21 protein-coding genes are annotated in these 22,554 nt (G+C 67.1%); 5 read left to right on the top strand and 16 right to left on the bottom strand.

The features are described from left to right. Window positions 1-9: 9 nt before the first annotated feature. The 10 genes from M0765_RS24145 to M0765_RS24100 all read right to left on the bottom strand — a co-directional run bounded on the left by M0765_RS24145 (window position 10) and on the right by M0765_RS24100 (window position 10,400). On the bottom strand, window positions 10-1,017 hold the full coding sequence (locus M0765_RS24145) for a tripartite tricarboxylate transporter substrate binding protein (RefSeq protein WP_258506346.1): 1,008 nt from the start codon (window positions 1,015-1,017) through the stop codon (window positions 10-12). Between the two features lie 20 nt (window positions 1,018-1,037). Further along, on the bottom strand, window positions 1,038-2,726 hold the full coding sequence (locus M0765_RS24140) for a long-chain-fatty-acid--CoA ligase (protein ID WP_258506345.1): 1,689 nt from the start codon (window positions 2,724-2,726) through the stop codon (window positions 1,038-1,040). A 37-nt stretch (window positions 2,727-2,763) separates the two neighbouring features. Next, window positions 2,764-3,924, bottom strand: coding sequence for an acyl-CoA dehydrogenase family protein (locus M0765_RS24135; RefSeq protein WP_258506343.1), 1,161 nt, complete (start codon window positions 3,922-3,924; stop codon window positions 2,764-2,766). Between the two features lie 16 nt (window positions 3,925-3,940). Beyond that, window positions 3,941-4,774 carry an SDR family NAD(P)-dependent oxidoreductase gene (locus tag M0765_RS24130; protein WP_258506341.1) on the bottom strand — a complete coding sequence of 278 codons (834 nt, stop codon included), beginning with the start codon at window positions 4,772-4,774 and terminating at the stop codon, window positions 3,941-3,943. A gap of 26 nt (window positions 4,775-4,800) precedes the next feature. Beyond that, a complete protein-coding gene (locus M0765_RS24125; protein ID WP_258506339.1) occupies window positions 4,801-5,235 on the bottom strand; it encodes a MaoC family dehydratase in 435 nt (144 codons plus the stop codon). A gap of 20 nt (window positions 5,236-5,255) precedes the next feature. Continuing rightward, a complete protein-coding gene (locus M0765_RS24120; RefSeq protein WP_258506337.1) occupies window positions 5,256-5,699 on the bottom strand; it encodes a MaoC family dehydratase N-terminal domain-containing protein in 444 nt (147 codons plus the stop codon). A gap of 12 nt (window positions 5,700-5,711) precedes the next feature. Continuing rightward, window positions 5,712-6,896, bottom strand: coding sequence for a lipid-transfer protein (locus M0765_RS24115; protein WP_258506335.1), 1,185 nt, complete (start codon window positions 6,894-6,896; stop codon window positions 5,712-5,714). A 40-nt stretch (window positions 6,897-6,936) separates the two neighbouring features. After that, the gene (locus M0765_RS24110; RefSeq protein ID WP_258506333.1) at window positions 6,937-7,920 is read right to left on the bottom strand and encodes a Bug family tripartite tricarboxylate transporter substrate binding protein; all 984 of its coding nucleotides are present in this window, start codon (window positions 7,918-7,920) and stop codon (window positions 6,937-6,939) included. A 189-nt stretch (window positions 7,921-8,109) separates the two neighbouring features. Continuing rightward, window positions 8,110-9,147: an AraC family transcriptional regulator gene (locus tag M0765_RS24105; protein ID WP_157613891.1), complete on the bottom strand. Its 1,038-nt coding sequence runs from the start codon at window positions 9,145-9,147 to the stop codon at window positions 8,110-8,112. Between the two features lie 83 nt (window positions 9,148-9,230). Then, a complete protein-coding gene (locus M0765_RS24100; RefSeq protein ID WP_258506332.1) occupies window positions 9,231-10,400 on the bottom strand; it encodes a CaiB/BaiF CoA transferase family protein in 1,170 nt (389 codons plus the stop codon). A gap of 223 nt (window positions 10,401-10,623) precedes the next feature. On the opposite strand from M0765_RS24100, the gene M0765_RS24095 reads away from it, so the two are divergent. Together M0765_RS24095 and M0765_RS24090 are read left to right on the top strand one after the other, a co-directional pair. After that, on the top strand, window positions 10,624-11,037 hold the full coding sequence (locus M0765_RS24095) for a Zn-ribbon domain-containing OB-fold protein (RefSeq protein ID WP_258506331.1): 414 nt from the start codon (window positions 10,624-10,626) through the stop codon (window positions 11,035-11,037). Beyond that, window positions 11,034-12,209 (top strand): thiolase, encoded by a 1,176-nt coding sequence (locus tag M0765_RS24090; protein ID WP_258506330.1) that lies wholly within the window; start codon window positions 11,034-11,036, stop codon window positions 12,207-12,209. The genes M0765_RS24095 and M0765_RS24090 overlap by 4 nt, the downstream gene beginning before the upstream one ends. Window positions 12,210-12,219: 10 nt before the next feature. On the opposite strand, the gene M0765_RS24085 is transcribed toward M0765_RS24090, so the two are convergent. The 4 genes from M0765_RS24085 to M0765_RS24070 form a co-directional block, all read right to left on the bottom strand. Further along, entirely contained in the window at window positions 12,220-12,429 is a 210-nt protein-coding gene (locus M0765_RS24085) for a hypothetical protein (RefSeq protein WP_258506329.1), read from the bottom strand. A 168-nt stretch (window positions 12,430-12,597) separates the two neighbouring features. After that, the gene (locus M0765_RS24080) at window positions 12,598-13,302 is read right to left on the bottom strand and encodes an SDR family NAD(P)-dependent oxidoreductase (RefSeq protein WP_258506328.1); all 705 of its coding nucleotides are present in this window, start codon (window positions 13,300-13,302) and stop codon (window positions 12,598-12,600) included. After that, window positions 13,292-14,263, bottom strand: coding sequence for a Bug family tripartite tricarboxylate transporter substrate binding protein (locus M0765_RS24075; protein ID WP_258506327.1), 972 nt, complete (start codon window positions 14,261-14,263; stop codon window positions 13,292-13,294). Before M0765_RS24075 ends, M0765_RS24080 begins: the two co-directional genes overlap by 11 nt. A gap of 64 nt (window positions 14,264-14,327) precedes the next feature. Further along, the gene (locus M0765_RS24070) at window positions 14,328-15,266 is read right to left on the bottom strand and encodes a dihydrodipicolinate synthase family protein (RefSeq protein ID WP_258506326.1); all 939 of its coding nucleotides are present in this window, start codon (window positions 15,264-15,266) and stop codon (window positions 14,328-14,330) included. A 112-nt stretch (window positions 15,267-15,378) separates the two neighbouring features. On the opposite strand from M0765_RS24070, the gene M0765_RS24065 reads away from it, so the two are divergent. Next, window positions 15,379-16,314 carry a LysR family transcriptional regulator gene (locus M0765_RS24065; protein WP_258506324.1) on the top strand — a complete coding sequence of 312 codons (936 nt, stop codon included), beginning with the start codon at window positions 15,379-15,381 and terminating at the stop codon, window positions 16,312-16,314. A gap of 17 nt (window positions 16,315-16,331) precedes the next feature. On the opposite strand, the gene M0765_RS24060 is transcribed toward M0765_RS24065, so the two are convergent. Next, entirely contained in the window at window positions 16,332-17,990 is a 1,659-nt protein-coding gene (locus M0765_RS24060; protein WP_258506323.1) for a pectate lyase, read from the bottom strand. A 551-nt stretch (window positions 17,991-18,541) separates the two neighbouring features. Here M0765_RS24060 and fusA point away from each other — a divergent pair. After that, entirely contained in the window at window positions 18,542-20,602 is a 2,061-nt protein-coding gene (gene fusA, locus M0765_RS24055) for an elongation factor G (protein WP_258506322.1), read from the top strand. A 16-nt stretch (window positions 20,603-20,618) separates the two neighbouring features. On the opposite strand, the gene M0765_RS24050 is transcribed toward fusA, so the two are convergent. After that, window positions 20,619-21,440 carry an IclR family transcriptional regulator gene (locus M0765_RS24050; protein WP_258506321.1) on the bottom strand — a complete coding sequence of 274 codons (822 nt, stop codon included), beginning with the start codon at window positions 21,438-21,440 and terminating at the stop codon, window positions 20,619-20,621. Between the two features lie 135 nt (window positions 21,441-21,575). Between M0765_RS24050 and M0765_RS24045 the strand changes: the two genes are divergently transcribed. After that, window positions 21,576-22,544: a Bug family tripartite tricarboxylate transporter substrate binding protein gene (locus tag M0765_RS24045; protein ID WP_258506320.1), complete on the top strand. Its 969-nt coding sequence runs from the start codon at window positions 21,576-21,578 to the stop codon at window positions 22,542-22,544. The last annotated feature ends 10 nt before the right edge of the window (window positions 22,545-22,554 follow it).

The raw sequence follows: 22,554 nt of genomic DNA, 5'->3' as shown, positions 1-22,554 counted from the left end.
GCACGAGCTTCATTCGGGTTTGAAGCCGACCTCGTCGAGCATCTGCTTCTCGCGTGTGTACTGGGCCTGCGCATAGGCACGGAACGCCGTGCTGTCCATCGGCCACGCCGCAAGATCGAAGTCGCTCAGGAGGCGCTGGTAGGCCGGGTCTTCCATGCCCTTGCGCAGGGCCGTCTGCAAGCGGGCGGAAATCTTCGCATCGAGGTTCTTCGGTGCCACCAGCCCGAACGGCGACTGGATCACCAGGTCGTAGCCCTGTTCCTTCACGGTCGGCACCGCGGGCCAGCGCTTCAGCCGCTCTTCTGTGAAGGTGGCCAGCACCCGCACCTTGCCGCCCATTGCCATTGCACCGAAGCCCGGGTCGCCCGACACGTCGAGGTGGCGGCCGATGAGCGCGGTGAGCTGCTCGTTGCCGCCCTTGAACGGAATGAAGTTGAACTTGACGCCGGCCGCGCGCGCCAGCCGCTCGGCATAGATGCGGTTGATGCTGGTGCTGCCGACATTGCCCCAGCTGATCTCGCCCGGGCGCTTCTTCGCATCGGCCAGCAGGTCCGCAAGGCTCTTCCAGGGGGCATCGGCCGCCACGGCAATGCCAGTGGCCAGGCTGGCCATGCCGATCACGTAGCTGAAGTCGGTCCGCGGGTCCCACGGCACCTTGATCATGTGCGGCTGGCGGATGACGGTGTTGTGCATCACGGCCAGCGTGTAGCCATCGGCATCGCCCATGGTGGTGAGGCTGGCGGTACCGGTTACGCCGCCTGCGCCCGCCCTGTGCGTCAGCACGAAGGGCTGGCCGATCTCCTGCGAGGCCGCGTCCAGCATCGCGCGCACCACCGCATCGAGCATGCCGCCCGGCGGAAACGGGAGGATGACGGTGATGGGCTTGGTCGGAAACTCCGCCGCCAGCGCCGCGGTGTGCCGCCCGAGTGCCACCGCGCCGAATGCAGCAAGCGCACCGGCACCGAGCGACCGGCGTGTCAGGCCCGCAGGAGCGGAAGAAAAAGATGAGGTCTGCATGCTTGTCTCCTTTGTTTTCGTCAATGCGCGGCGCGTTCGGCTTCGGCAATGGCCTCTTCCTGCAACAGCCGCCACTGAACCTTGCCGGTCTCGGATTTGGGAAGGGCGTTGCGGAACACCACGCTGCGCGGCACCTTGTAGGCCGAAAGCCGTTCGCGGCACCACGCGGCAATGCCTTCCGCATCAACCTGCGCGCCGGGCCTGCACACCACCAGGGCCCGAACCGACTCACCCTGGCGGGCGTCTGGCACGGCCACCACGCAGGCCTCGTGCACGGCCGGGTGCTGGTGAAGAAGGTCTTCCACCTCGGCCGGCCACACCTTGAAGCCACTGACGTTGATCATGCGTTTGAGCCGGTCGCGCATGAAGAAGAAGCCGTCCGCGTCGCGGCAGGCGAGGTCGCCGGTGCGAAAGAAGCGCTTGCCGTCGCGCTCGAAAAAGGCGGCCGCATTGGCCTCCGGGTTGTTCCAGTAGCCCAGCATGAGCTGCTCGCCGTGCGTGACCAGTTCGCCGACTTCGCCGTTGGGCAGCGGCGCCAGCGTGACCGGATCGACGATGCGCGAATCGACGCCGAAGGCCGGCAGGCCCAGCGACAGCGTCTTGCCGTTGCCCGGCGGGTTGCCGTGCAGGAAAGAGGCCGTCTCGGTGAGGCCATAGCCTTCCACGTACGAAATGCCGAAGCGTTCCCGCAGCAGCGTGGCAACGGCCTGCGGCATCGGCGCGCCGCCGCCGTTGAGCATGCTGAGGCTGCGCAGGTCGCGCTGCGCGGTTTCGGGGTGGGCGAAGAAGTCGTTCAGCATGGCGGGCGGTGCGGCCCAGGTGGTGACGCGGTAGCGCTCGATGGCGCGCCCAGCGGCCGCTACATCCCAGCGCGGCAGCATCACGACAGTCGCGCCTTGCGAAAGCGGCATCAGCATCGCGTTCTGCAGCCCGAGCATGTGAAAGAGCGGCGCCACCGCGAGCACCACCGCCTCGGCATGCAGGCCGCGCCAAAGGGCAGCGCCGTACGTCGAAGCCAGCACGGTGCGGTGCGTGTGCATGCAGCCCTTGGGGTGGCCCGTGGTGCCCGAGGTGTAGGGCAGCAGGCACAGGTCGGTGGGCTGCACATCCACCTCATGCGGCGGCGGTGCGTCGGCCAGTGCGGCCTGCCACGCCACCGCGCGGGGCACATCGAGCGGCATGCGGGGCGCCGTCACGGCATCGGGCACCGGCTGCGTGGGCGGGTGCAGCAAAGCATCCGAATAGGTGTGCACGACGGCATGTGCGAGCCGTCCGTCCTGCAGCGCCGGCGCCACCGCCGCGAGCAGCTCCTGCGCCACGCAAGCCACGCGGGCGCCGCTGTCGGCCAGATAGTGCGACACCTCGGCCGCGGTGCTCATGGCATTGATGGGTACCACCACGCCGCCCGCACGCACGATGGCGTGGAACGCAACGACGAACTGCGGGCAGTTCTGGCTCAGCAGCAGCACCCGGTCGCCGCGGTTCACGCCGTGCTGCTTCAGGTGCCCGGCCAGTCGCACGGTCTGGTCGCGCAACGCGGCATAGGTGACGGCGTTCTCGCAGAAGAAGATGGCGGGCTTGTCCGGAAAGCGCAGCGCCGCCGATTCGAGTTGCTGCCAGAGCGTGATGCGCGGCACGTGGATGCGCGCAGGCAGTCCGCGCGGCCAGTGCGGCGGCGGGGGTTCGGCGAGAGAGGGGCGGTCGGTCATGGGCGGCGGAACCTGTTCTTGCTGCATCGCTTCGACGTCAGGGCTGGATCGCGCGGGCGATGATTTCCTTCATCACCTCGTTCGAACCGCCGTAGATGCGGCCGACGCGCGCGTCTGCCCAGATGCGCGCAATCGGGTACTCGGTCATGTAGCCGTAGCCCCCATGGATCTGCACGCATTCGTCCGCCACGCGGCACAGTGCGTCCGTGGTCCACCACTTGGCCATGGCGGCGGTGGCGGCGTCGAGCTCGCCGCGCAACAGGCGTGCCATGCAATCGTCGACAAAGCTGCGCGCAATGGCAGCCTGCGTCTGGCATTCGGCCAGCCGAAAACGGGTGTTCTGCAGGCTCATCAGCGTGTCGCCGAAGATCTGGCGCTGCGTGGCGTAGGCCACGGTGTCGTCCACCGCGCGCTGCATGGTGGCGGCAGCACCCACCGCAATGAGCAGCCGCTCGCGCGGCAGCTGCTGCATGAGCTGAACGAAGCCGCGGCCTTCGGTGTCGCCGAGCAGGTTGCACGCCGGCACGCGCACGTCGTCGAAGAACAGCTCGACCGTGTCCTGGCCGCGTTGCCCGACCTTCTCGAGCAGCTTGCCGCGCCGGAAGCCCGGCAGGTCGGCTGTTTCCACCATCAAGAGCGAAACCCCCTTGGCGCCCAGCGCGGGGTCGGTCTTCACCGCCACGCACACCAGGTCGGCATGCAGGCCGTTGGTGATGAAGGTCTTGGCGCCGTTCACCATGTAGCAGTCGCCGTCCAGCCGGGCCGTGGTCTTGATGCGCTGCAGGTCGGTGCCCGCGCCGGGCTCCGTCATGGCAATGGCGCCGACCATGTTCCCGGTGGCCATCTTGGGCAGCCAGCGCAGCTTTTGCTCTTCGGAGCCGTAGCCCAGCAGGTAGTGCGCGAGGATGCCGCTGTGCACGTTGAGGCTGAAGCTGTTGACCAGCGCGCGGCCTTGTTCTTCGCAGATGACCGCCTCGTGCAGCACGCCGCCGCCACCGCCGCCGTACGCTTCCGGAATGCCGGGGCACAGCAGGCCGAGCTCGCCCGCGCGGCGCCAGATGGCGCGGTCGGGGTGGTGCTGGCGCGCCCATTCTTCCTGGCGCGGCACGCATTCCGTTTCGAAGAAGCGGCGTGCGGTGTCGGCCAGCATGGACAACTCGGCGTCCATCCAGGGGCGTGCGGCAGTGGGCAAGGGCATCGCTCTCAGCTCCGGCTCAGGGGCGGCCGCCGCCGCAGACCAGCACCTGTCCGCTCACGTAGTCCGACTCGGGAATGCAGAACAGGTAGACAGCGCCCGCTGCTTCTTCGGCGGTACCGCCGCGGCCCAGCGGAATGAGCGATTCGGCGTTCTTCAGGATCTGCGGGTTGACGCCTACCTTGATCTGGCGCCCGTCGATGTCGATGCTGGCGTCGGCATTGGCGTCCGCCTCGGTCAGCCGCGTCTTGATGAGGCCGAAGGCCACGCTGTTCACGTTGACCTTGTAGCGGCCCCATTCCTTTGCGAGCGCCTTGGTCAGGCCGTTGATGCCCGACTTGGCCGCCGCGTAGTTGGCTTGCCCCGCGTTGCCGTAGACACCCGAGGTCGACGAGATGTTCACCACCTTGCGCAGCACCGGCGTGCCGGCCTCGGCCTCGCGCTTCGACGCTTCGCGGATGAAATCGGCCGCGGCGCGCAAAATGCGGAAGGGCGCGGTCAGGTGCACGGCGAGGATGTCTTCCCATTGCTCGTCGCTCATCTTCTGGATCACGTTGTCCCAGGTGTAGCCGGCGTTGTTGACGATGATGTCCAGCCCGCCGTAGGTCTCGATTGCGGTGCCGACGAAGCGCGCGCCGAAGTCGGGCTGCGTCACGCTTCCGATGCAGGCCACGGCCTGCCCACCGGCCTCGCGGATGGCGGCGACCGTTTCCGCGGCCGGAGCCTCGTCGAGATCGTTGACCACCACGCGCGCGCCTTCGCTTGCGAGCTTGAGTGCGATGCTGCGGCCGATTCCGCGGCCCGAGCCCGATACAAGGGCGACCTTGCCGTGCAACTTGTTCAACTTGTTCATGGATTGGGTTCGAGAAGATGAAGAGATCAAGGCAGGGCCACCACGGCGTCGCCCGTGAGCTTGACCTGGCCGTCCTGGTCGACGGTAGAGAGCTCGAGCCGCACGCGGCGCTCGCCGCTCGCTTCGAACTTCTCCGTCACGCGGCCTTCGCAGCGCACGCGGTCGCCCACATGCGTGATGGCCGCAAAGCGCACGCCGTAGCTGCGCAGTGCCGAGGGCGGCACCCAGTTGGTCAGTAGCCGGCCAAGCCAGGCCATCGACAGCATGCCGTGGGCGAACACGTCGGCCTGCCCGGCGCTGCGCGCAAAGTCGATGTCGACATGAATCGGGTTGTGGTCGCCCGATGCGCCGCAGTACAGCGCGAGCATGAGGCGCGAGACGGGTTCGAGTTGCAGCGTAGGCAGCGTGTCGCCGACTTGCAGGCTGTCGAACCGGGGAGTGTGCGAGGTTGTTGAAGTCATGGGATGCGGTTCAAACCCGTTCAGGCGTTGCGCAGCACGGTCACAGTGCGCAGTTCAGCCACGCATGCATCGCGCTGGTTGTGCACCTGCGTGCGGCGCACCACAAACTCCAGCGCGCCGCCTTTCTTGTCGTAGATGTCTTCGATGCGCTGCTCGAAGCGCAGCGTGTCGCCGGCATGCGCCGGTGCGTGATACGTGAACTGCTGCTCGCCGTGCAGGAGCTTCCGGTAGTCCATGCCCAGCAGATTGCGGATGGCGGCCGGATCGGGCGCGTCCATCTCAAGGCAGAACAGGAATGTGGGCGGTACGAGCAAGCCGGGCAGGCCGGCGGCGCGCGCGGCTTCTTCATCGACATACAGCGGATCGGTCTGGCCCGTGGCCTTGGCGAAGAAGCGCAGCCGGCCGGCCTCCACGCGCACATCGAAGGCGGGGAGGGTGTGGCCGATGAAGCGACGGTCGATCATGCGGCTGCCCCCTCAAGCGCGCTGGTACAGCGTGACCACGCAGGCGCCGCCCAGACCGAGGTTGTGCTGCAGCGCAAGGCGTGCGCCTTCCACCTGCCGCTGGTCGGCCTGGCCGCGCAGCTGCCAGGTGAGCTCGGCGCACTGGGCCAGTCCGGTCGCGCCCAGGGGGTGCCCCTTCGAGAGCAACCCGCCGGAAGGGTTGGTGACCACGCGGCCGCCATAGGTGTTGTCGCCTTCCAGAATGAACTTCTCCGCCGTGCCTTCGGGCGTGAGGCCGAGCCCTTCGTAGGTGATGAGCTCGTTGGCGGTAAAGCAGTCGTGCAGCTCCACCACGTCGATGTCTTCAGGGCCGATGCCGGCTGCCTCGTACACCTGGCGGGCGGCCGCCACCGTCATGTCGTAGCCGACCACCTTGCGCATGTCGTGCGAGTCGAAGGTGCTGGGCGTGTCGGTCGTCATGGCTTGCGCGGCAATCGAAACCGTGGTGTCGATGCCGTGCCGACGCGCAAAGTCTTCGGAGCACACCACCGCCGCGGCGGCACCGCAGGTGGGCGGGCAGCACTGCAGCCGCGTCATGGGCTCGAACACGGTCGGCGCGGCCATCACCTCGTCGAGCGTGACCGTGTCGCGAAACACCGCCATGGGGTTGCGCGCCGCATGCTGGCGCGCCTTGACGGAGATGCGGCCGAAGGTGTCGGCGCGGATGCCGTGTTCCTTCATGTAGTCGCGCCCGGCGCCACCGAAGAATTGTGCGGCGCGCGGTGCGGCGGGGTCGAAGCCCTGCAGCGCGGTCATCTCTTCGGCAAAGCGCGCCATCGGCGAGGGCCGATCGTCGTACGCGCCTTTCAGTGCGCCCGGCACCATCTGCTCGAAGCCCAGCGCCAGCGCGCATTCGAGCATGCCGCTTTCGACGGCCTGCCGCGCCAGGAAGAGCGCGCTCGATCCGCTGGAGCAGTTGTTGTTGAGGTTGAACACGGGCACGCCTGTGAGGCCGACGCGGTAGATGGCGGCCTGGCCGGCGGTCGAGTCGCCATACACATAGCTCACGTAGGCCTGCTGCACTTCGGCATACGGCACGCGTGCATCGTCGAGCGCAAGGCGCGCGGCGCGCTCGCCCATCACGAGATAGGGCTCGCTCTTGCCCGGCTTGCTGAACGGAATCATGCCGACGCCGGCAACGATGACTTTGCGTTTCATGGTCTTTCCTGGATCACGGGATGGAAGAAAAAGCGCTCGGCTACTGCAGCTTGATGCCGAGCTGTTCGATGAAGGTTTTCTCGCGCGCCGTCTGCTCGGCGGCGTATTGCTGGTATGCCGCGCTCGACATGTAGATGTCGGGCTGGTCGTAGAGCTCCAGCGCGCGCTGGTAGGTGGGGTCTTTCATCGCGCGCTGGAATGCGTCGTGCAGCGTCTTCACCAGGGCCGAGTCCATGCCCTTGGGGCCGACGATGCCGACCGGCGAATTGACTGTGATGTCGTGGCCCATTTCTTTCAGCGTGGGCACTTGCGGCCAGCGCTTCAGGCGCTTGTCGCCCAGGGTGGCGAGCACGCGGGCCTTGCCGCTTTCGACCAGCGCGCCCCAGCCGGGGTCGGAAATGACGTCGATGTGCCCGCCGAGCAGCGCGCTGGTTTCCTCGGCCATGCCCTTGAACGGAATGAAGTTGAGCTTCACGCCTACGGCGCGCGACAGGCGTTCCATTGCAATGTGGCCGCCGCTGCCCACGCCGGTGGAGCTATAGCTGATCTGCCCCGGACGGCGCTTGGCATCGTCGAGCAGGTCTTGCAGCGTTTTCCACGGCGCGTCGTCGCGAACCACAAGGCCGTTGGTGTAGCCCGTGAGGTTGATGATGTAGGTGAAGTCGGTCACCGGGTCGTAGTTCACCTTTTGTAGATGCAGCAGGCGAAACAGCGTGGCCGGAACGACGGAGATGGTGTAGCCGTCGGGTGCGGCGCTGCGCGCCATGGCCGCGGGCGCCAGCGTGCCGGCCAGGCCCGGCTGGTTGACCACGACAACCGTCTGGCCGATTTCCTTGCCCAGCGCCAATGCAATGGCGCGCATCTGCGCATCGGTTGCACCACCCGCGGGAAAGGGCAGGATCAGCGTCACGGGTTTGTGCGGATAGGCAGGCGGCTGGGCTAGGGTAGCCGGCGCTGCAAGGCACATGGCCGATGCGGCAAGTGCGCCGAGGGCCTGGCGGCGGGAAAGAGCGCGATACGTCATCTCTGTCTCCTGTCTTTTTCGGCAGCTGTACCGCTGCCTGTGGCGATCACCGGCGGTGGCCGGTGTCATGTCGAACCTGCGAACTTCGCAGGACCGATGAGGAAAGTTTAGGGAGACGATGCAGTGCGGCCCATGGCCGAACCGATGATTCGGATTGGCACGTTCGATCAGCGTGCCGATCCGGCGGGTTCAGTGCTCGCGCAGCCGCGTGGTGCGGTATTCGCCCGGGGCCACGCCGGTCCAGTGCTTGAAGGCGCGGTGAAAAGTGCTGGCTTCCGAGAAGCCGAGCCGCTGCGCGATCTCGACCAGATTCAGCTCGGGCCGCGCCAGGTACTCGATGGCGGCATCGCGCCGCAGGTCGTCCTTGATGGCGCGGTAGCCCTGGCCTTCTTCGGCCAGGCGGCGGCGCAGTGTTTGCGGCGTAACGGCCAGCTGCTTGCCGACCGCTTCGAGCGAAGGCAGTTCATCGGCCAACTGCCGCCGCAAGATGCGGCGGATGCGCTCGGTCATGCTGGTCTGGTCGCGGTACTTCACCAGCAGGCTGGCCGGTGCCTGGCGAAGAAACTCCTCCAGGCTTTGCTCGTTCTGCACCACCGGCAGTTCGAGCCAGCGCGCCTCGAAGCGCCAACCGGTGCAGCCCGCACCAAAACGCACCGGCGCCTGGAACAGCGCGGGCGCATCGCTGGCACGTTCGTCCTGGTGCGGGTAATCCACCTGCAGCAGCGGCACGCGCCGCGCAACCAGCCAGGAGACCAGGCCATAGGCAAGAAAAGAAAACGCCCGCTGCGCATAAGCCACCGATGCCGTGAGCGGCACGCGCGGCACCAGCGCGAAGGTGGCCTCGCCTTGCTGCACATGCAGGCGCGGCACGAAGTCGCTGAGCAGCAAACGGTAGTGGCGCAGGCCGAGCGTCAAGGCCTCCCCGAGCGTGCGGCAGCGAATGAGGAGGCGCGTGGCCTGCGCAAAGCTCCCCGTCGGCACCGGCTGGCTGCACAGGCCCCACAGCTCGTCGCGCAGGCGATGTCGTAGCGCGAAGATGAGCGCCGCGAACTGGTCTTGCGTGACACGCGAAAGCGGTGCATCGAGCAGCGCTGCAGAGATGCCGGCACGCTGCAGCAGTGCATCCACATCGGCGCCCCGCGCCCGCGCGCCGATCAGGATCTGGTCGACGTGCTGGATGCCGATGGTGTGGCGCGTGCTGTGTGTCGGTGTGTGCCTGATGGCCATGGGCGTTCGAGGTGCGGCAGCGCCCCGTGCGGCGCACGCATGGCCGGATTCTAGGAGCAGCTGCACCGGGCGGTGGCGCGCTCTCAGCCCACCACGCCGCGCCGGCGCAGGTCGGCGCGCGCGGTTTCGTCGTGCCCCAGCGCCGTGAGCACCTCGTCGGTGTCCTGGCCCGGCGACGGCGCCGGCCGCTCGATCGAAAACTCGAAGCCAGTCATCTTCACGGGGCATGCCAGTTGCGGCGCACTGCCTTCGGCGACCGGTGGATGCACCATGCCGCGCGCGATGAAATTCTCATGCGCCAACGCTTCTTCGAGCCGCAGCACGGGTGTGACGCAGCACTGCCGGCCATGGAACACATCGGCCCAATACGCAAGCGGCCGCGCTTCGATCAGGGCGGCCACGTCGGCGCGCACCCGCTCGGCGGTGGCGCGGTCGGGCGGCATGTGCATCGGCTTCAGGTCGGGCCGGCCGAGCACGTCGCAGAAGCGCTCCCAGAACTTGTGCTCTAGCGCACCGACAGACAGGTGGCGCCCGTCCTGCGTGCGGTACATGGCATAGCAGGGTAGCGCCCCGCTGAGCTTGTCGAGGCCCGCGCGGCGCGTGGCGCCCTGCGTGGCCAGCGTGACCAGCGGCACCAGCGCATGCGCCAGCACGCCGTCGGCCATGGAAATGTCCACATGGCGGCCGGTGCCGGTGCGCGCCGCGTCGAACAGGGCCGCAAGGATGCCCATCACCGCATTCATCGAGCCGCCGAGCAAGTCGGCGATGGGCAGGTTGGAGAGGGCGGGGCCGGCGTCGTCGCGGCCGATCTGGTCGCTGACGCCGCTGAGTGCGCAGTAGTTCAGGTCGTGCCCCGGCTCGTCGCGGTAAGGCCCGGTCTGGCCGAAGCCGGTAATGCTGCAGTAAACCAGGCGCGGGTTCACCGCCGAAAGCGCGGCATAGCCCACGCCCAGCCTGTCCATCACGCCGGGCCTGAAACCTTCGACCAGCACGTCGGCGCTCTCGGCCAGGCGGTGGAGCAGCGCCACGCCGTCGGCCTGCTTCAGGTCGAGCCGCATGCCTTTCTTGTTGCGCTGGACCATGGCGCGCAGGGCCGGTGCGGCGTAGTCGCCAAGGCCGGTGTCTTCGATCTTGAGCACCTCGGCGCCAAGGTCGGCCAGGTGCAATGTGCAGACCGGCCCGGGCAGCAGGCGGGTCAGGTCGAGTACGCGAATGCCGGCCAGCGGCGGGCGCGATGCGCCGGTTGTCTCCATCGATTTTGTCCTGGGTGAATTTGGAACGGGCGCGGTGCAGTCTAAAAACAGGGGCCTCGCGTGCCCATGGCACAAAGCCTGAAAGCCGTTGGCAGAAAGAATCATTTGCACACACGGCCGATCGGTTCGGCCACGCCGAGGGGCCCTTCGGGAATCGCGAATGGCGCGGATGGGGCGTAGCCGGCATGCTCGACGCAACCCATGCCGAACTCCGGCCATTTCAATGACGCATTCATCGACGACATCAAAACCGATCGGCACCGGCGTGCTGGCGCGCCACCAGGCCGAGCTGGACGCGGGCCGCTTTCTCATCCAGCGCTGCGGGGCCTGCCAGCGCGCGGTGTACTTTCCGCGGGTGCTGTGCCCCCACTGCGGCGCTGAAGAGCCCGCGCTGGTGGCACCTGCCGGCACCGGCGCCGTGTACGCCGTGACCACGGTGCGCCGCAAGCCTGAAGCAGGTGGCGACTACAACGTGAGCATCGTCGAGCTGGACGAAGGCGTGCGCCTGATGAGCCGCGTCGAAGGCATGCCGCCGGCCGACGTGCGCATTGGCCTGCGTGTGCGGGCGCGCGTGGTGGTGCCGCCCGGCGGCAGCGGCATTGTGGTTTTCGATGCCATCACGGGAGACGCCGCATGACCACGCTGAAGCAACTGCGCGGCAGCGCCGCCATCGCCGGCGTGGCCACCTATGGCTGCGGCGAGTCGCCCGGCCACACCGACATGGAACTGCTGGCCGAAGCTGCGCGCCGCGCTGTGTCCGACGCCGGGCTGGCCATGAAGGACATCGACGGACTCTGCACCGCCAGCGCAAGCGCAACGATGTGGGCCATGCCGGTTGTCGAGTACCTGGGCCTTCGCCCAAGCTACATCGACAGCACGATGCTCGGCGGCTCGAGCTTCATCGCGCACCTGCTGCCGGCCATGCAGGCGCTGGCCAGCGGCCAATGCAACGCGGTGCTCGTCTGCTACGGAAGCGCGCAGCGCACGGCCACCTTCGGGCGCAGGGAAGTGGTGGCAAGCCGCCGCTACCTCGACCCGCAGCCTTACGAAACGCCTTATGAACCGATGCAGCCGCTCTCGGCCTATGCGCTGGCCGCATCGCGCCACATGCACGAGTTCGGCACCACGCGGTGCGACCTTGCAGAAGTGGCAGTGGCCGCGCGCGCCTGGGCCCGGCTGAACCCCGAGGCGTTCATGCGCGACCCGCTTTCCATAGACGACGTGCTCGGTGCGCGCATGGTTTGCGACCCGCTGACCGTGCGCGACAGTTGCCTCGTGACCGACGGCGCAGGCGCCTTCGTGCTGGTGCGCGCCGACCGTGCGCGGGACTTGCCGCGCGAGCCGGTGCATGTGCTGGGCACCGCCACGGCGGTTTGGAACCGGCAGATTTCATCGATGCACGACCTGACGACGACGGCCGCGCGCGACAGCGGTCGCGCCGCGTTTGCCATGGCCGGCCTGGCGCCGAGCGACATCGACGTGGTGGAGCTGTATGACGCCTTCACCATCAACGTGCTGCTTTTCCTTGAAGACCTGGGCTTCTGCGCCAAGGGCGAGGGCGGCGCCTTCGTGCGCGGCGGTGCCATTGCGCCCGGCGGTAGGCTGCCGGTCAACACCAACGGCGGCGGGTTGTCCTGCGTTCACCCGGGCATGTACGGAATCTTCGCGTTGATCGAGGCGGTGCGGCAGCTTCGTGGAGAAGGCGGCGACCGGCAGGTGGCCGGTGCCCGCACGGCGCTGGCACATGGCAACGGCGGCACGCTGTCCAGCCAGGCCACGGCCGTGCTTGGGCTGGCGCAAACGTTGTGATGGAGTTGCGTCAGCCGTATTCCGCGGCCAACTCCGTTCGTCCCACGGGCGTGATTTCCCTCACCACAGCGCACTCGTAGTCTTCGAACGAACTGCAGAGATCGAGGGGCGGAGAGATCTCCGCCTCGACACAGCCAATGGCCTTCAGGACGGCAATGGCCTGGATCGCATCGCGGTCCCGGATATGCACCGGGAGGCTGGCGTGCTCGAGTTCGAGCAAGTACTCAATGGGTCTGGGTGTTGCTGGCACTGTATGGAAATACTAGCCCAACAACTTCGGCTTGTGCTCAGGGTGTCACCCCAGTAATCGTGCGGAACACGCTACAAGAGGTGTCGGAAAACTCGCACCACTTTCGACTCAATGCGCCTTGGCATGGGTGCATTGGTATTAGCGTTGCAGCGATGCACCACCACAAATGGCGATGTCCTGGCCGGTGATGGCGGCTGCCGGCGCCGAGAGAAGAAAGGCAACCAGCGCGGCTATTTCCTCGGGCTGGATCAGCCGCCCGATGGGTGTCAGGCGCGGTGCGCTGCCCGCGCGCGCCGGGTCTTGCAGCATGGCGGTCTGCGTGGCGCCGGGCGACACCACGTTGATGGTGACGCCGCTCGCGGCCACCTCCGCCGCCCAGCTGCGCGCGAGCGCGACCAGCGCCGCCTTGGTGGCGGCGTATTGCCCGCGGCCAGGCATGCCTTGCGCAACACGGCTGCCGACGAGCACCACGCGGCCGCTGCCGCGCGCAGCCATCGCGGGCACGAGTGCATCGGCCAGGCGCGTGGCCGCATCGACATGCAGGCGCCACATCAGCTCGCCGCCCGCATGGTCGAGCTGGCCCAGCGGGCCGACGCGCAGCACGCCGGCCGCATGCACCAGCGCGTCGGTATCTTGCAGGGCTGCCATGGCATGCGTGATGGCTTCGGCATCCGACAGATCCACCGCCGTGTGAAGAAAGGCTGTATGCGACAGCGTGGGCGCCGCAAGGTCGAGCCCGCTCACGCGCCAGCCTTGTTCCAGCAGATGCGAGGCGATGGCGCGGCCGATGCCGCTGCTGCTGCCGGTCACCACGGCATGCGGGACGGCTGCTTCATTCGACACGGATATTGCCCTCGGTGATGATCTTCTTCGAGCGTTCCATGTCGGCCTGCTGGAACCGGGCGAAGTCGTCGACGCTACCCGGCGTCAGCAGCAGCCCCTGCGCGTTCAGCGTCTCGCGCATGTCGGTGCCCAGCGCCTTGTTCACTTCGGCATTGAGCCGCTGCGTGATGGCCGCCGGAAGCTTGGCCGGGCCCCACAGGCCGTACCAGCTGTAGAACTCGTAGCCCGGAATACTCTCGGCCACCGTGGGCACGTTCGGCAGGCTGGTGGCGCGGTTGGCTGAGGTCACGGCCACCACGCGCAGCATGCCGCTCTTGTGGTACTGCAACGATCCCAGAATCGGGTCGATGAACCCGTCGATCTGCCCGCCGATCAAGTCCTGAAAGGCCGGCGCCGTGCCCTTGTACGGCACGATCAGGTAGTCGAGCCCGCCCGCGCGCTTGAGCAGCTCGGTCGAGAGATGGCCGGCCGAGCCGATGGAGCCGACCGCGAAAGTCATCTTGCCCGGGTTCGCCTTGGCGTACGCGATGAGCGACTTGACGTCGGTGATCGGCAGGTTCTTGTTGATGGCGACCGACAGCGGCGCCTTGGCTACCAGCGCCACCGGCGTGAAGTCGCGCACGATCTCGTAGGGTACGGACTTCATCGTCATCGGCGCCGTGGTGAAAGTCGATGCGTTGAACAGCAGCGTGTAGCCATCGGCCGGCGCCTTCGACACCACGTCGGCACCGATCACGCCGTTGCCGCCGGGCCGGTTCTCGACGATAAAGGGCTGGCCGGTCTGGTCGCCGAGCTTCTGCGCGAGCAGGCGGCCCACGGTGTCGAGCGTGCCGCCGGGCGGAAACGGAATGACCACGCGCACGGGCCGCGTGGGCCATGCTTGCGTCTGTGCAAAGCCGCAGGAAGCCGCGCCAAGCGCGAGAACCGCGAGCGTGGCGCGCAGGAAATGGTTGCGTTGCATGTCTCTTGTCTCCTTCTGGTTTTTTGGGGGAGGGCGCCGGCAGTGCCGGGTCGCCCGTGCTTGATCAGCGCTTCGACAAACCGGCTTGCCGCACCGCGGCGCGCAGCGCCTCCATTTCGCGTTCGTTCGGCGCCTCGGTCGGCGGGCGCACCGTGGCGTTGTCGAGCACGCCGGCCAGGAACATGCCGCCCTTCATGCGCGCATGCGCTTCGCCGGTCGGCTCGCCGCCGCCATACACGGCGTCTTTCAGCGGTGTGATGAGGGCCTGCACCGCGATGGCCTTTTTCAGATCGCCAGCCTTCACCGCATTCCACAGGTCGATGATCAGTTGCGGAATGAAGGTGGCGAAGCCGACCAGCGCACCGTCCACGCCTTGCACCATCGAGGCCAGCAGGTACTCGTCGTGGCACGTGAGAATGGCCTTGGAAGCGTCGGCCTCGCGAATCGCCTGGATGTCGCGGGCGTACTTGTTCATGTCGCGCTGGCCGACCTTGAAGGCCTGCAGGTACGGCAGGCGGGCCAGCTCGGCCAGCAGCTGCGAAGAGTAAGAGGCGCGCGTCCAGGCCGGGTACACGTGGCAGACCAGGTCGAGTTCCGGCGCGGCGCGGTGAATGGCCTCGAAGTACTGCAACGCATGCCCCGGCGTGAAGCCGAAGCGCAGCCAGTGGTGGGGCGGCATCACGTCGAGCGCCACAGCGCCGGCGGCCTGTGCGGCGCGCGCATGCTCGGCGGCTTCGGCCAGGCCTTCGCACACGATGGACGAGATGACCGGGGTGCGGTCGCGCAGCTCGTCGGCCACGATGCGGGTGACCTCGGCGCGCTCGGCCGGCGTCAGCGAAAACACCTCGCCGGTGTGGCCGTTGGTCATGACCGCCACCACGCCGTCGTGCCCCGCCAGCCATGAGGCCAGCTTGCGCAGCGCCGGTTCGTCGATGCGGTGGTCGGCCGTGAAGGGGCAGGAAATGGCGGGAATGATCCCGCGATAATTCGCGATGGAAGGCATGCTGTGTCTCCGTTGTGGTTCAAGGTGCAGGAATGGGTGCATCTTTTGCCGGCGGGGCATGCACAGTCCAATACTCGAAACGCATACAACTATTCAACCGATTGCGCTGCACATGGGCCCCGGCAACCGCCCCCTCGACCTCGAATGGCTGGAAGACTTTATTGCCTTGGCCGAGACGGGCAATTTCTCGCGCGCGGCGCAGGTGCGCTCCATTGCCCAGCCTGCGTTCAGCCGGCACATTCGCGCGCTGGAAGAGTGGGTGGGTGTCGACCTGTTCGACCGCAGCGCGCACCCCGCGGCGCTGACTGCCGCCGGCAAGCGTTTCGAGCCGCTGCTGAAGGAGCTGCTGGCCGGCCTGGAAGCCGCCCGCATCAAGGCGCGTGCGGCACACGACATGGCCGCGGCCAGCCTGAGATTTGCCGCCACGCATGTGCTGTCGCTGACCTTCTTTCCGCGCTGGCTGGGCAGCGTGGAAAGCCGGCTGAGCCTGGGGCCGATTCAGACCATCTCTGACAGTTCGCAGGCCTGCGAAGACCTGATGCTGCAGCGCCGCGTACAGTTTGTGCTGTGCCACGGTCATGCTGGCGCACCGGGCCGGCTCGACGAAGGGCAGTACCCGGTTCTGCGGCTGAGCGAAGACGTGCTGGTTCCGGTGTCGGCACCAGATGCCCAGGGCGCGCCGCTGCATGCGCTTGGCACTGCGCAGCCGCCTTCGGTGCTGGCCTACAGCGAAGCCTCCGGCTTGGGGCGAATCATGCGTGCGATACAGGACAGCGAGTTCGGCAAAGACTTTGCCTCGTCGCTCTCGGTGGTTTTTACGGCGCACCACGCCGCGCTGCTCAGAACCATGGCGCTCGAAGGGCGGGGCCTTGCGTGGCTGCCCATGAGCCTGGTCGCGGACGACTTGCACACCGGTGCGCTGGCCGATGCGGGCAAGGGCGCCTGGCGGGTGCCGGTGGAAATCCGGCTGTACCGCCAGGTTGCAAACATGGCCCCCGTGGCAGAGGCTCTTTGGCAACTGGTGAGCGACGGGTCGCCCACTCCCTAGGTGATTGCCTGCCCGGCTCAGGCCACCGGCGAGATGAACGAGATCAACCGTCCCATGCGGGCGATGAAGTTCGACGTGACGATGAACTGCGGCTTGTCGCGCTTCACGTACGGCTCGATCTCCGGCGGCGCATCGGCCGGATATGGCGAGGTGTCGTAGATGTCGCCCACGTGGCGGCTGCGGTACGCCGTGCCGGTATACGGCGTCGTCGGTCCGTTGCCGCGGTAGGGGTTCACGATCTCTGGCACGGGCGCGGTCCAGTAGTTGCCGTCCACCAGCGCGGCCAGGATCGTCTGCACTTCCGATTCGGGCACCACCGGCGTCTTCAGCACCGCGCCTTCGAACAGGTCCGGAAAATCCACTTCGCGAACGGCGGCAAAGTACTTTGGCAGCGGCCGGGGCGTGGTGGCCCGCAGCGGCGACTTGGCAACCATGGCATCGATCTGCGGCTGCGTCATCGCGTTGAGTTCGTCCAGGCGCTTCTGCAGCGCCGCGGCATTCACCGAGCGGCCCGACGAGTAGTGGCTGATCGTGTTGGTGATGTCCTTGTCGAAAAAGTACGCGCCGTTATGGATGTTGGAGCCGTAGCGGTGAACGAAGAGCGGCTCGTTCGTGTCGAGCTCGATGAACGTGGCCACGTTGCGCCCGGCCAGCAGCGGGTTGATGGTCGCGACATCGGCCGGAAGCTGGATGGATGGCGACTTCAGCCAGTCGATTGCCTTCTGCAGCTGCGACAGGTACTTCTTGTCGCCGGTGAGCGTGAAGTAGCCGAGCAACTGCTGGATGTTGGTCTGCGTGGTGTGCGTCGCCAGTGAGCGCGGCTCGTACGAGCGCGCACCGGCCGGAGCGCCCGCCGGGCGGCCGTTCGTTTCACGCGACAGGTGCTGAAGGCTCCATCCCGATTGCAGCGGCAGTATCCCCGAGGTCCACTGCATGCGCTGCATGCAATCCATCGCCCGAATGATGTTGGCCACCAGCTCGGTGCGTCCCAGCGTCATCACGCACATGGTCAGGAACTTGATGTTCTCGCCCATGACGTCGTCGTTGAAGGTCACGTGCAGCGTGTAGTCGCTGTCTTCCATGCCCGCCCGCGCGCCGGCAGGCAGCTGCTGCGGGTTGGGCAAGGGCATCGACGTGATCGCGTTCGGGTTGTGCGGAAAGCGCTGCGGCCAGCCGCCGTCGGCAATGCCGAACTGGGGACCGAACTGCGCGTCGGTGATGAACTTGATCGCATTCTCGGTCGCGGCCTGGTAGACCGGGTCTTTCTTCTCCAGGTACATGCGCAGCATCAGCTGCGATGCGACGGCGGTGGTGGCGTCGTCGAAGGTGGCGTTGCCGTAGTAGTGCTGGAACTCCTCCAGGCGCCAGCCGTTCATGCCCACCGTCTCGTACCAGTGCTGCAGCGAGGCCTCGCCGTTGAAGTCGTAGATGTAGTTCCAGCCGCCCGAGCTGTGCTGGGCCGCGGCAACTGCCTTGGCCGTGCGGTCGGCCGCCTGGTAGAAGCGCTCGTCGCCGGTCGCATGATAGGCGTCGAGGTAGATATGGCCGATGGAAGATGTGCCGGGCGGCTGCAGCCACAGCATGGTGCGCTTGGCTTCCATTTCTCCGAAAGTCTGCGTGAGATCGGGCGAGTACGACCACACATAGCCGCCCTTGTAGGAGACCACTTCGTCCATGTAGCTTGCCGCGCGCTTGAGTCCTGCCGCGGCGGTGGCTTGCGGCGTTGGCGCGGGGGGGGAGCAGGGGGCGGTGGTGCTGGCGGAAGAGGAATCGGGAAGGTCGGCCCGTCGTTGCCGCCACCGCCACAGGCGGCCAGCGCGACGGGAGACAGGACCGAAATTGCAAACTGTCGGCGTTTCATGGCATTTCCCTTTATTGATCGAATGTCCGGGGTTGGTCGGGCAGCGTCGTCAGATGTCATACGACATCAGTTGTCTTATGACGCGGCGCGCGGATTATTCGGGCAGCTTCAATGCCACGTCAATCGGGAGTTGCGAAGAAATTCGCTTCAAAGTATCACCAGTAGTTACATAGTTGTAGGACAACGTATGAGTGGATGGGTGGCTGCGCGTTTTCTCACCATTGCCTGCGAATGAAAAGCCGGCCGGGGTTGGCGCCGTTGCGTCGGCAGTGCCATTCCCGTAGGCTGACTCTCAGCGTTCACACGCGGTGCCCGAGCCTGTGCAGGCCGCCGGGCCGGCCTCCCGGACGCCAAGGAGTCCACGCCATGCCAAGCCGATCGAACGGCCTCGCGGCCGAAATGGAAGCAGTGCGCACGCTGGCGCTCGTCGGGCCCGCCGCCGCGGGCAAGAGCTCCCTTGCCGAGGCCTTGCTGCACAAGGCGGGTGCCATCGGCGCGTGCGGCAGCATCGAACGCGGCAGCACCGTCAGCGACCATGACCCGCTCGAGCGCCGCATGCTGCATTCGCTCAACGCATCGGTAATGCACCTCAAGCACGCCGGCACGCGCATCCACCTCATCGACACGCCCGGCGGCCCCGACTTTCTCGGCCAGAGCCTGCCGGCACTGGAGGCCGTCGAGACTGCGGCGGTGGTGATCAACGCCGCCACGGGCATCGAACCGATGGCGGTGCGCATGATGGAGTACGCGGCCTCGCGCCACCTCGCGCGCATGATCATCGTCAACAAGATCGACTCGCAGGGCGTCTCGCTGCAGGGCCTGCTGGCCGATATCCAGGCAGCCTTCGGCCGCGAATGCCTGCCGCTCAACCTGCCCGACGGAGTCAACAGGCAGGTGGTCGACTGTTTCTTCAACCGCTTCGGGCGCTCCGACTTCGGCCCCGTCGAAGCAGCGCACCGCGCGCTGGTGGAGCAGGTGGTCGAGGTCGATGCGGCCTTTGTCGACCGCTACCTCGAAGAGGGCGACGTGGATCCGGCGGAACTGCATGCGCCGCTCGAGCAGGCGCTGCGCGAAGGCCACCTGATACCGGTGTGCTTCGTCTCGTCGCGCAGCGGCGCCGGCGTGGCCGAGCTGCTGGACGTGATCGTCAAGCTGCTGCCCGATCCCACCGAAGGCAATCCGCCGGAGTTTCTGCTTGGCGAGGGCGCGGAGGCCAGGCCGATGGAAGTCCGGCCCGATCCTTCGCTGCACGTACTGGCGCATGTGTTCAAGGTCACGGTCGACCCCTACGTCGGCAAGATGGGCATATTTCGCGTGCACCAGGGCACGCTCACGCGCGACAGCCAGCTCTACATTGGCGATGGCCGCAAGCCCTTCAAGGTGGGGCACCTGTTCATGCTGCAGGGCAAAGACCATGTGGAGGTGTCGCATGCGGTGCCGGGCGACATCGTGGCGGTGGCCAAGGTCGACGAGATTCATTTCGATGCCGTGCTGCACGACGCCGCGGAAGACAGCCATGTTCATCTCGCGCCACTCGCGTTTCCGGTGCCGGTGCATGGCCTGGCGGTAGAGCCCAAGCGCCATGGCGACGAACAGCGTGCGTGGGAGATCCTCGGCAAGCTCGCCGCCGAGGACCCGTGCCTTCGCATCGAGCATGTGGCCGCCACCAACGAGACGGTGCTCTACGGACTTGGCGAGCTTCACCTGCGCATCGTGCTCGAGCGCTTGCGCGAGGTGTACCGCTTCGAGGTGTTGACGCGGCCACCGCGCATTGCCTACCGCGAAACCGTGACCGCGCCGGCCGAGGGCCACCACCGCCACAAGAAGCAGACCGGCGGCGCTGGCCAGTTCGGCGAGGTCTTCCTGCGCATCGAGCCGCTGCCGCGCGGTGCCGGCTTTCAGTTTGCCGACGAGGTGCGCGGCGGCGCGATTCCGGGCCAGTTCATTCCCGCGGTGGAGAAGGGCGTGCGCGAGGTGCTGGCGAGCGGTGCCATTGCGGGCTACCCAGTGGTCGATGTGCGCGTGGTGGTGTACGACGGCAAGCACCACAGCGTCGACAGCAAGGACATCGCCTTTGCGACCGCCGGCCGCAAGGCCTTCATGGCCGCGATCCGCGAGGCCCGGCCCGTGGTGCTCGAGCCGATCGTGCAGATAGGAATCGACGTGCCCGAGCATTCCGTCGGCGATGTCACGAGCGACTTGTCCGCGCGGCGCGGCGTGGTCACCGGTACGTCCGATGTCGGCGCCGGCACCGTGAGCGTCGGCGGGCATGTGCCCATGGCCGAACTCGCCAACTACCAGTCAAGGCTCAACGCAATGACCAGCGGCCAGGGCCGCTACACCATCGCGTTGTCGCACTACGAAGCCGTGCCGCCGGGGGTTCAGCAGACATTGACGGGGCAGTACCGGGCGCACGAAGAGGAATAGCAAGACGCATTGGCCGCTAACCGGGTTTGCGGTAGCCCAGCAGCTCGCTGGCCGCGCAGGCTTCCCGCCGCACTGCAGTCGCGATGGGTCCATCGACGGCAGGGTCGAATCCACCTGTCGCTCCCAATGCCGTCAGCACCGCGCACACGCGGCCCGCATAGTCGTAGACCGGCGCCGCCACGGCGCTGATGCCGCGCAGGTAAGTGTCTTTCACGCTTGCGCAATGCGCCTTCTGCACGTCGCGGCGCAGTTCTCCGATGGGGTCGGCCGCGTCGAGCGTGGCGCGCATGTCCTCGGGCGATTCGGCGAGCTCCTGCTCGGCGAGTGCGAGCACCCGCGACTCATCGAGCAACCCCAGGAACGCGCGGCCCGTGGCGGACCAGAGGATCGACATCACCGAGCCGGCGCGCACGTTCACCGTAACGGGCAGGCCCGGCTCCTCGAAGCGCACGATGGTCGGCCCCTTGTTGCCCATGACGGCGACAAAGCAAGTGACCTCCAGCGACTCGCGCAGCCGCACCAGGCACGGCTCGGCCGCGCGAATCGGGTCGGCCTGGCGCATGGCGGCCAAGCCGATCTGGATGGCTTCGGTTCCCAGGTAGTAGTGCTGCGAGACGGCATCCTGCAGCACCAGGCCTTCCTCCATCAGGCTCGCAAGGTAGCGGTGCACCTTGGCCGGGCTTTCGGCGACATGGGCCGAGAGTGCGGTGAGGCTGCTGCGGCCGCCCAAGTGGGCAAGGCCCTTGAGCACCGCCATGCCCGTTTCGGCCGATTGCACGCGCTGGCGGCGCTCGCGGGTTGCGGGAGGAAGGGAGGAGGGCTCCAGGGCTTTGGTCATGTGCACTTGATGTTAGTTGCTGGGGCTGGGCGGCAAGGGGAGCGCTCGGATGCAGGGTTAGCCCTGAAAGTACATTATTACGCAATGCGTATGATATTTACGCAATACGAAACTACGCTAACTGGAGACTCCCCCATGAAAAAACGTCTTGTCCGGTGCCTTGCTGCTCTTTCCCTTCTTGCCGCGGCCGGCGTCAGCGCCCAGAGTTTTCCGGCCAAGCCGATCCGCTGGCTCGTTCCCTATGCGGCAGGTGGCGGCTCCGATTTCTTGGCGCGCACGGTGGCGCAGACACTCTCCACCCAGGTGGGCCAGCCGGTGCTGGTGGACAACAAGCCCGGCGGCAACACCGCGCTGGCTGCGGCTGAAACAGCACGCGCACCGGCCGATGGCTACACCGTGCTGTCGGCCGACAACGGCACGCTGGTGTTCAATCCGGCGCTGTACAAGTCGCTCTCGTACAGTCCGACCAAGGACCTGGCTCCTGTCACGCTGATGGGCAAGTTCCCGATGATCCTTGTGGTCGGTGCCAACTCCGGCATTGCCACGGCCAAGGACTTCATCGCCAAGGCAAAGGCCAAGCCCGGCGACGTGAGCTATGCCTCGGCAGGCGCGGGCAGCCCGCATCACCTGGCGATGGAACTGCTCAAGGTAGAGGCCGGCCTGTTCATGGTTCACGTGCCGTACCGCGGTGCCGCGCCGGCGCTGGCCGACGTGGTGGGCGGACAGCTGCCGGCCATGATGGTCGACCTGGCGGCCGGTGCCGGCTTCATCAAGGGCGGCAAGGTCCGCGCGCTGGCGGTGGCCAACCCCACGCGCCTGCCGCAACTGCCCGATGTGCCCACCTTCGCCGAGCTCGGCTACAAGAACGTCGAAGCCGCGGCGCTGGTCGGCGTGGTGGTGCCCTCGGCCACGCCGCCGGAGGTGGTGAACACGCTCAATCGCCAACTGGTGGCGGCGATCAACGAGCCCTCGGTGCGCACGCGCATGGTCGATTTCGGCGTCGAGCCCGTGGCCAACACGCCCGCCCAATATGCCGCGCTGCTCAAGAGCGAGACGGCGCGCTGGCACAAGCTGATTCGCGATCTGAAGATCACGCTCGACTGACGCGACCGGG

The organism is Variovorax sp. S12S4, from assembly GCF_023195515.1.
Lineage (GTDB): Bacteria > Pseudomonadota > Gammaproteobacteria > Burkholderiales > Burkholderiaceae_C > Variovorax.
The sequence above is the reverse complement of the archived record's forward strand: the minus strand, read 5'-3'. Positions and strand labels throughout refer to the sequence as shown.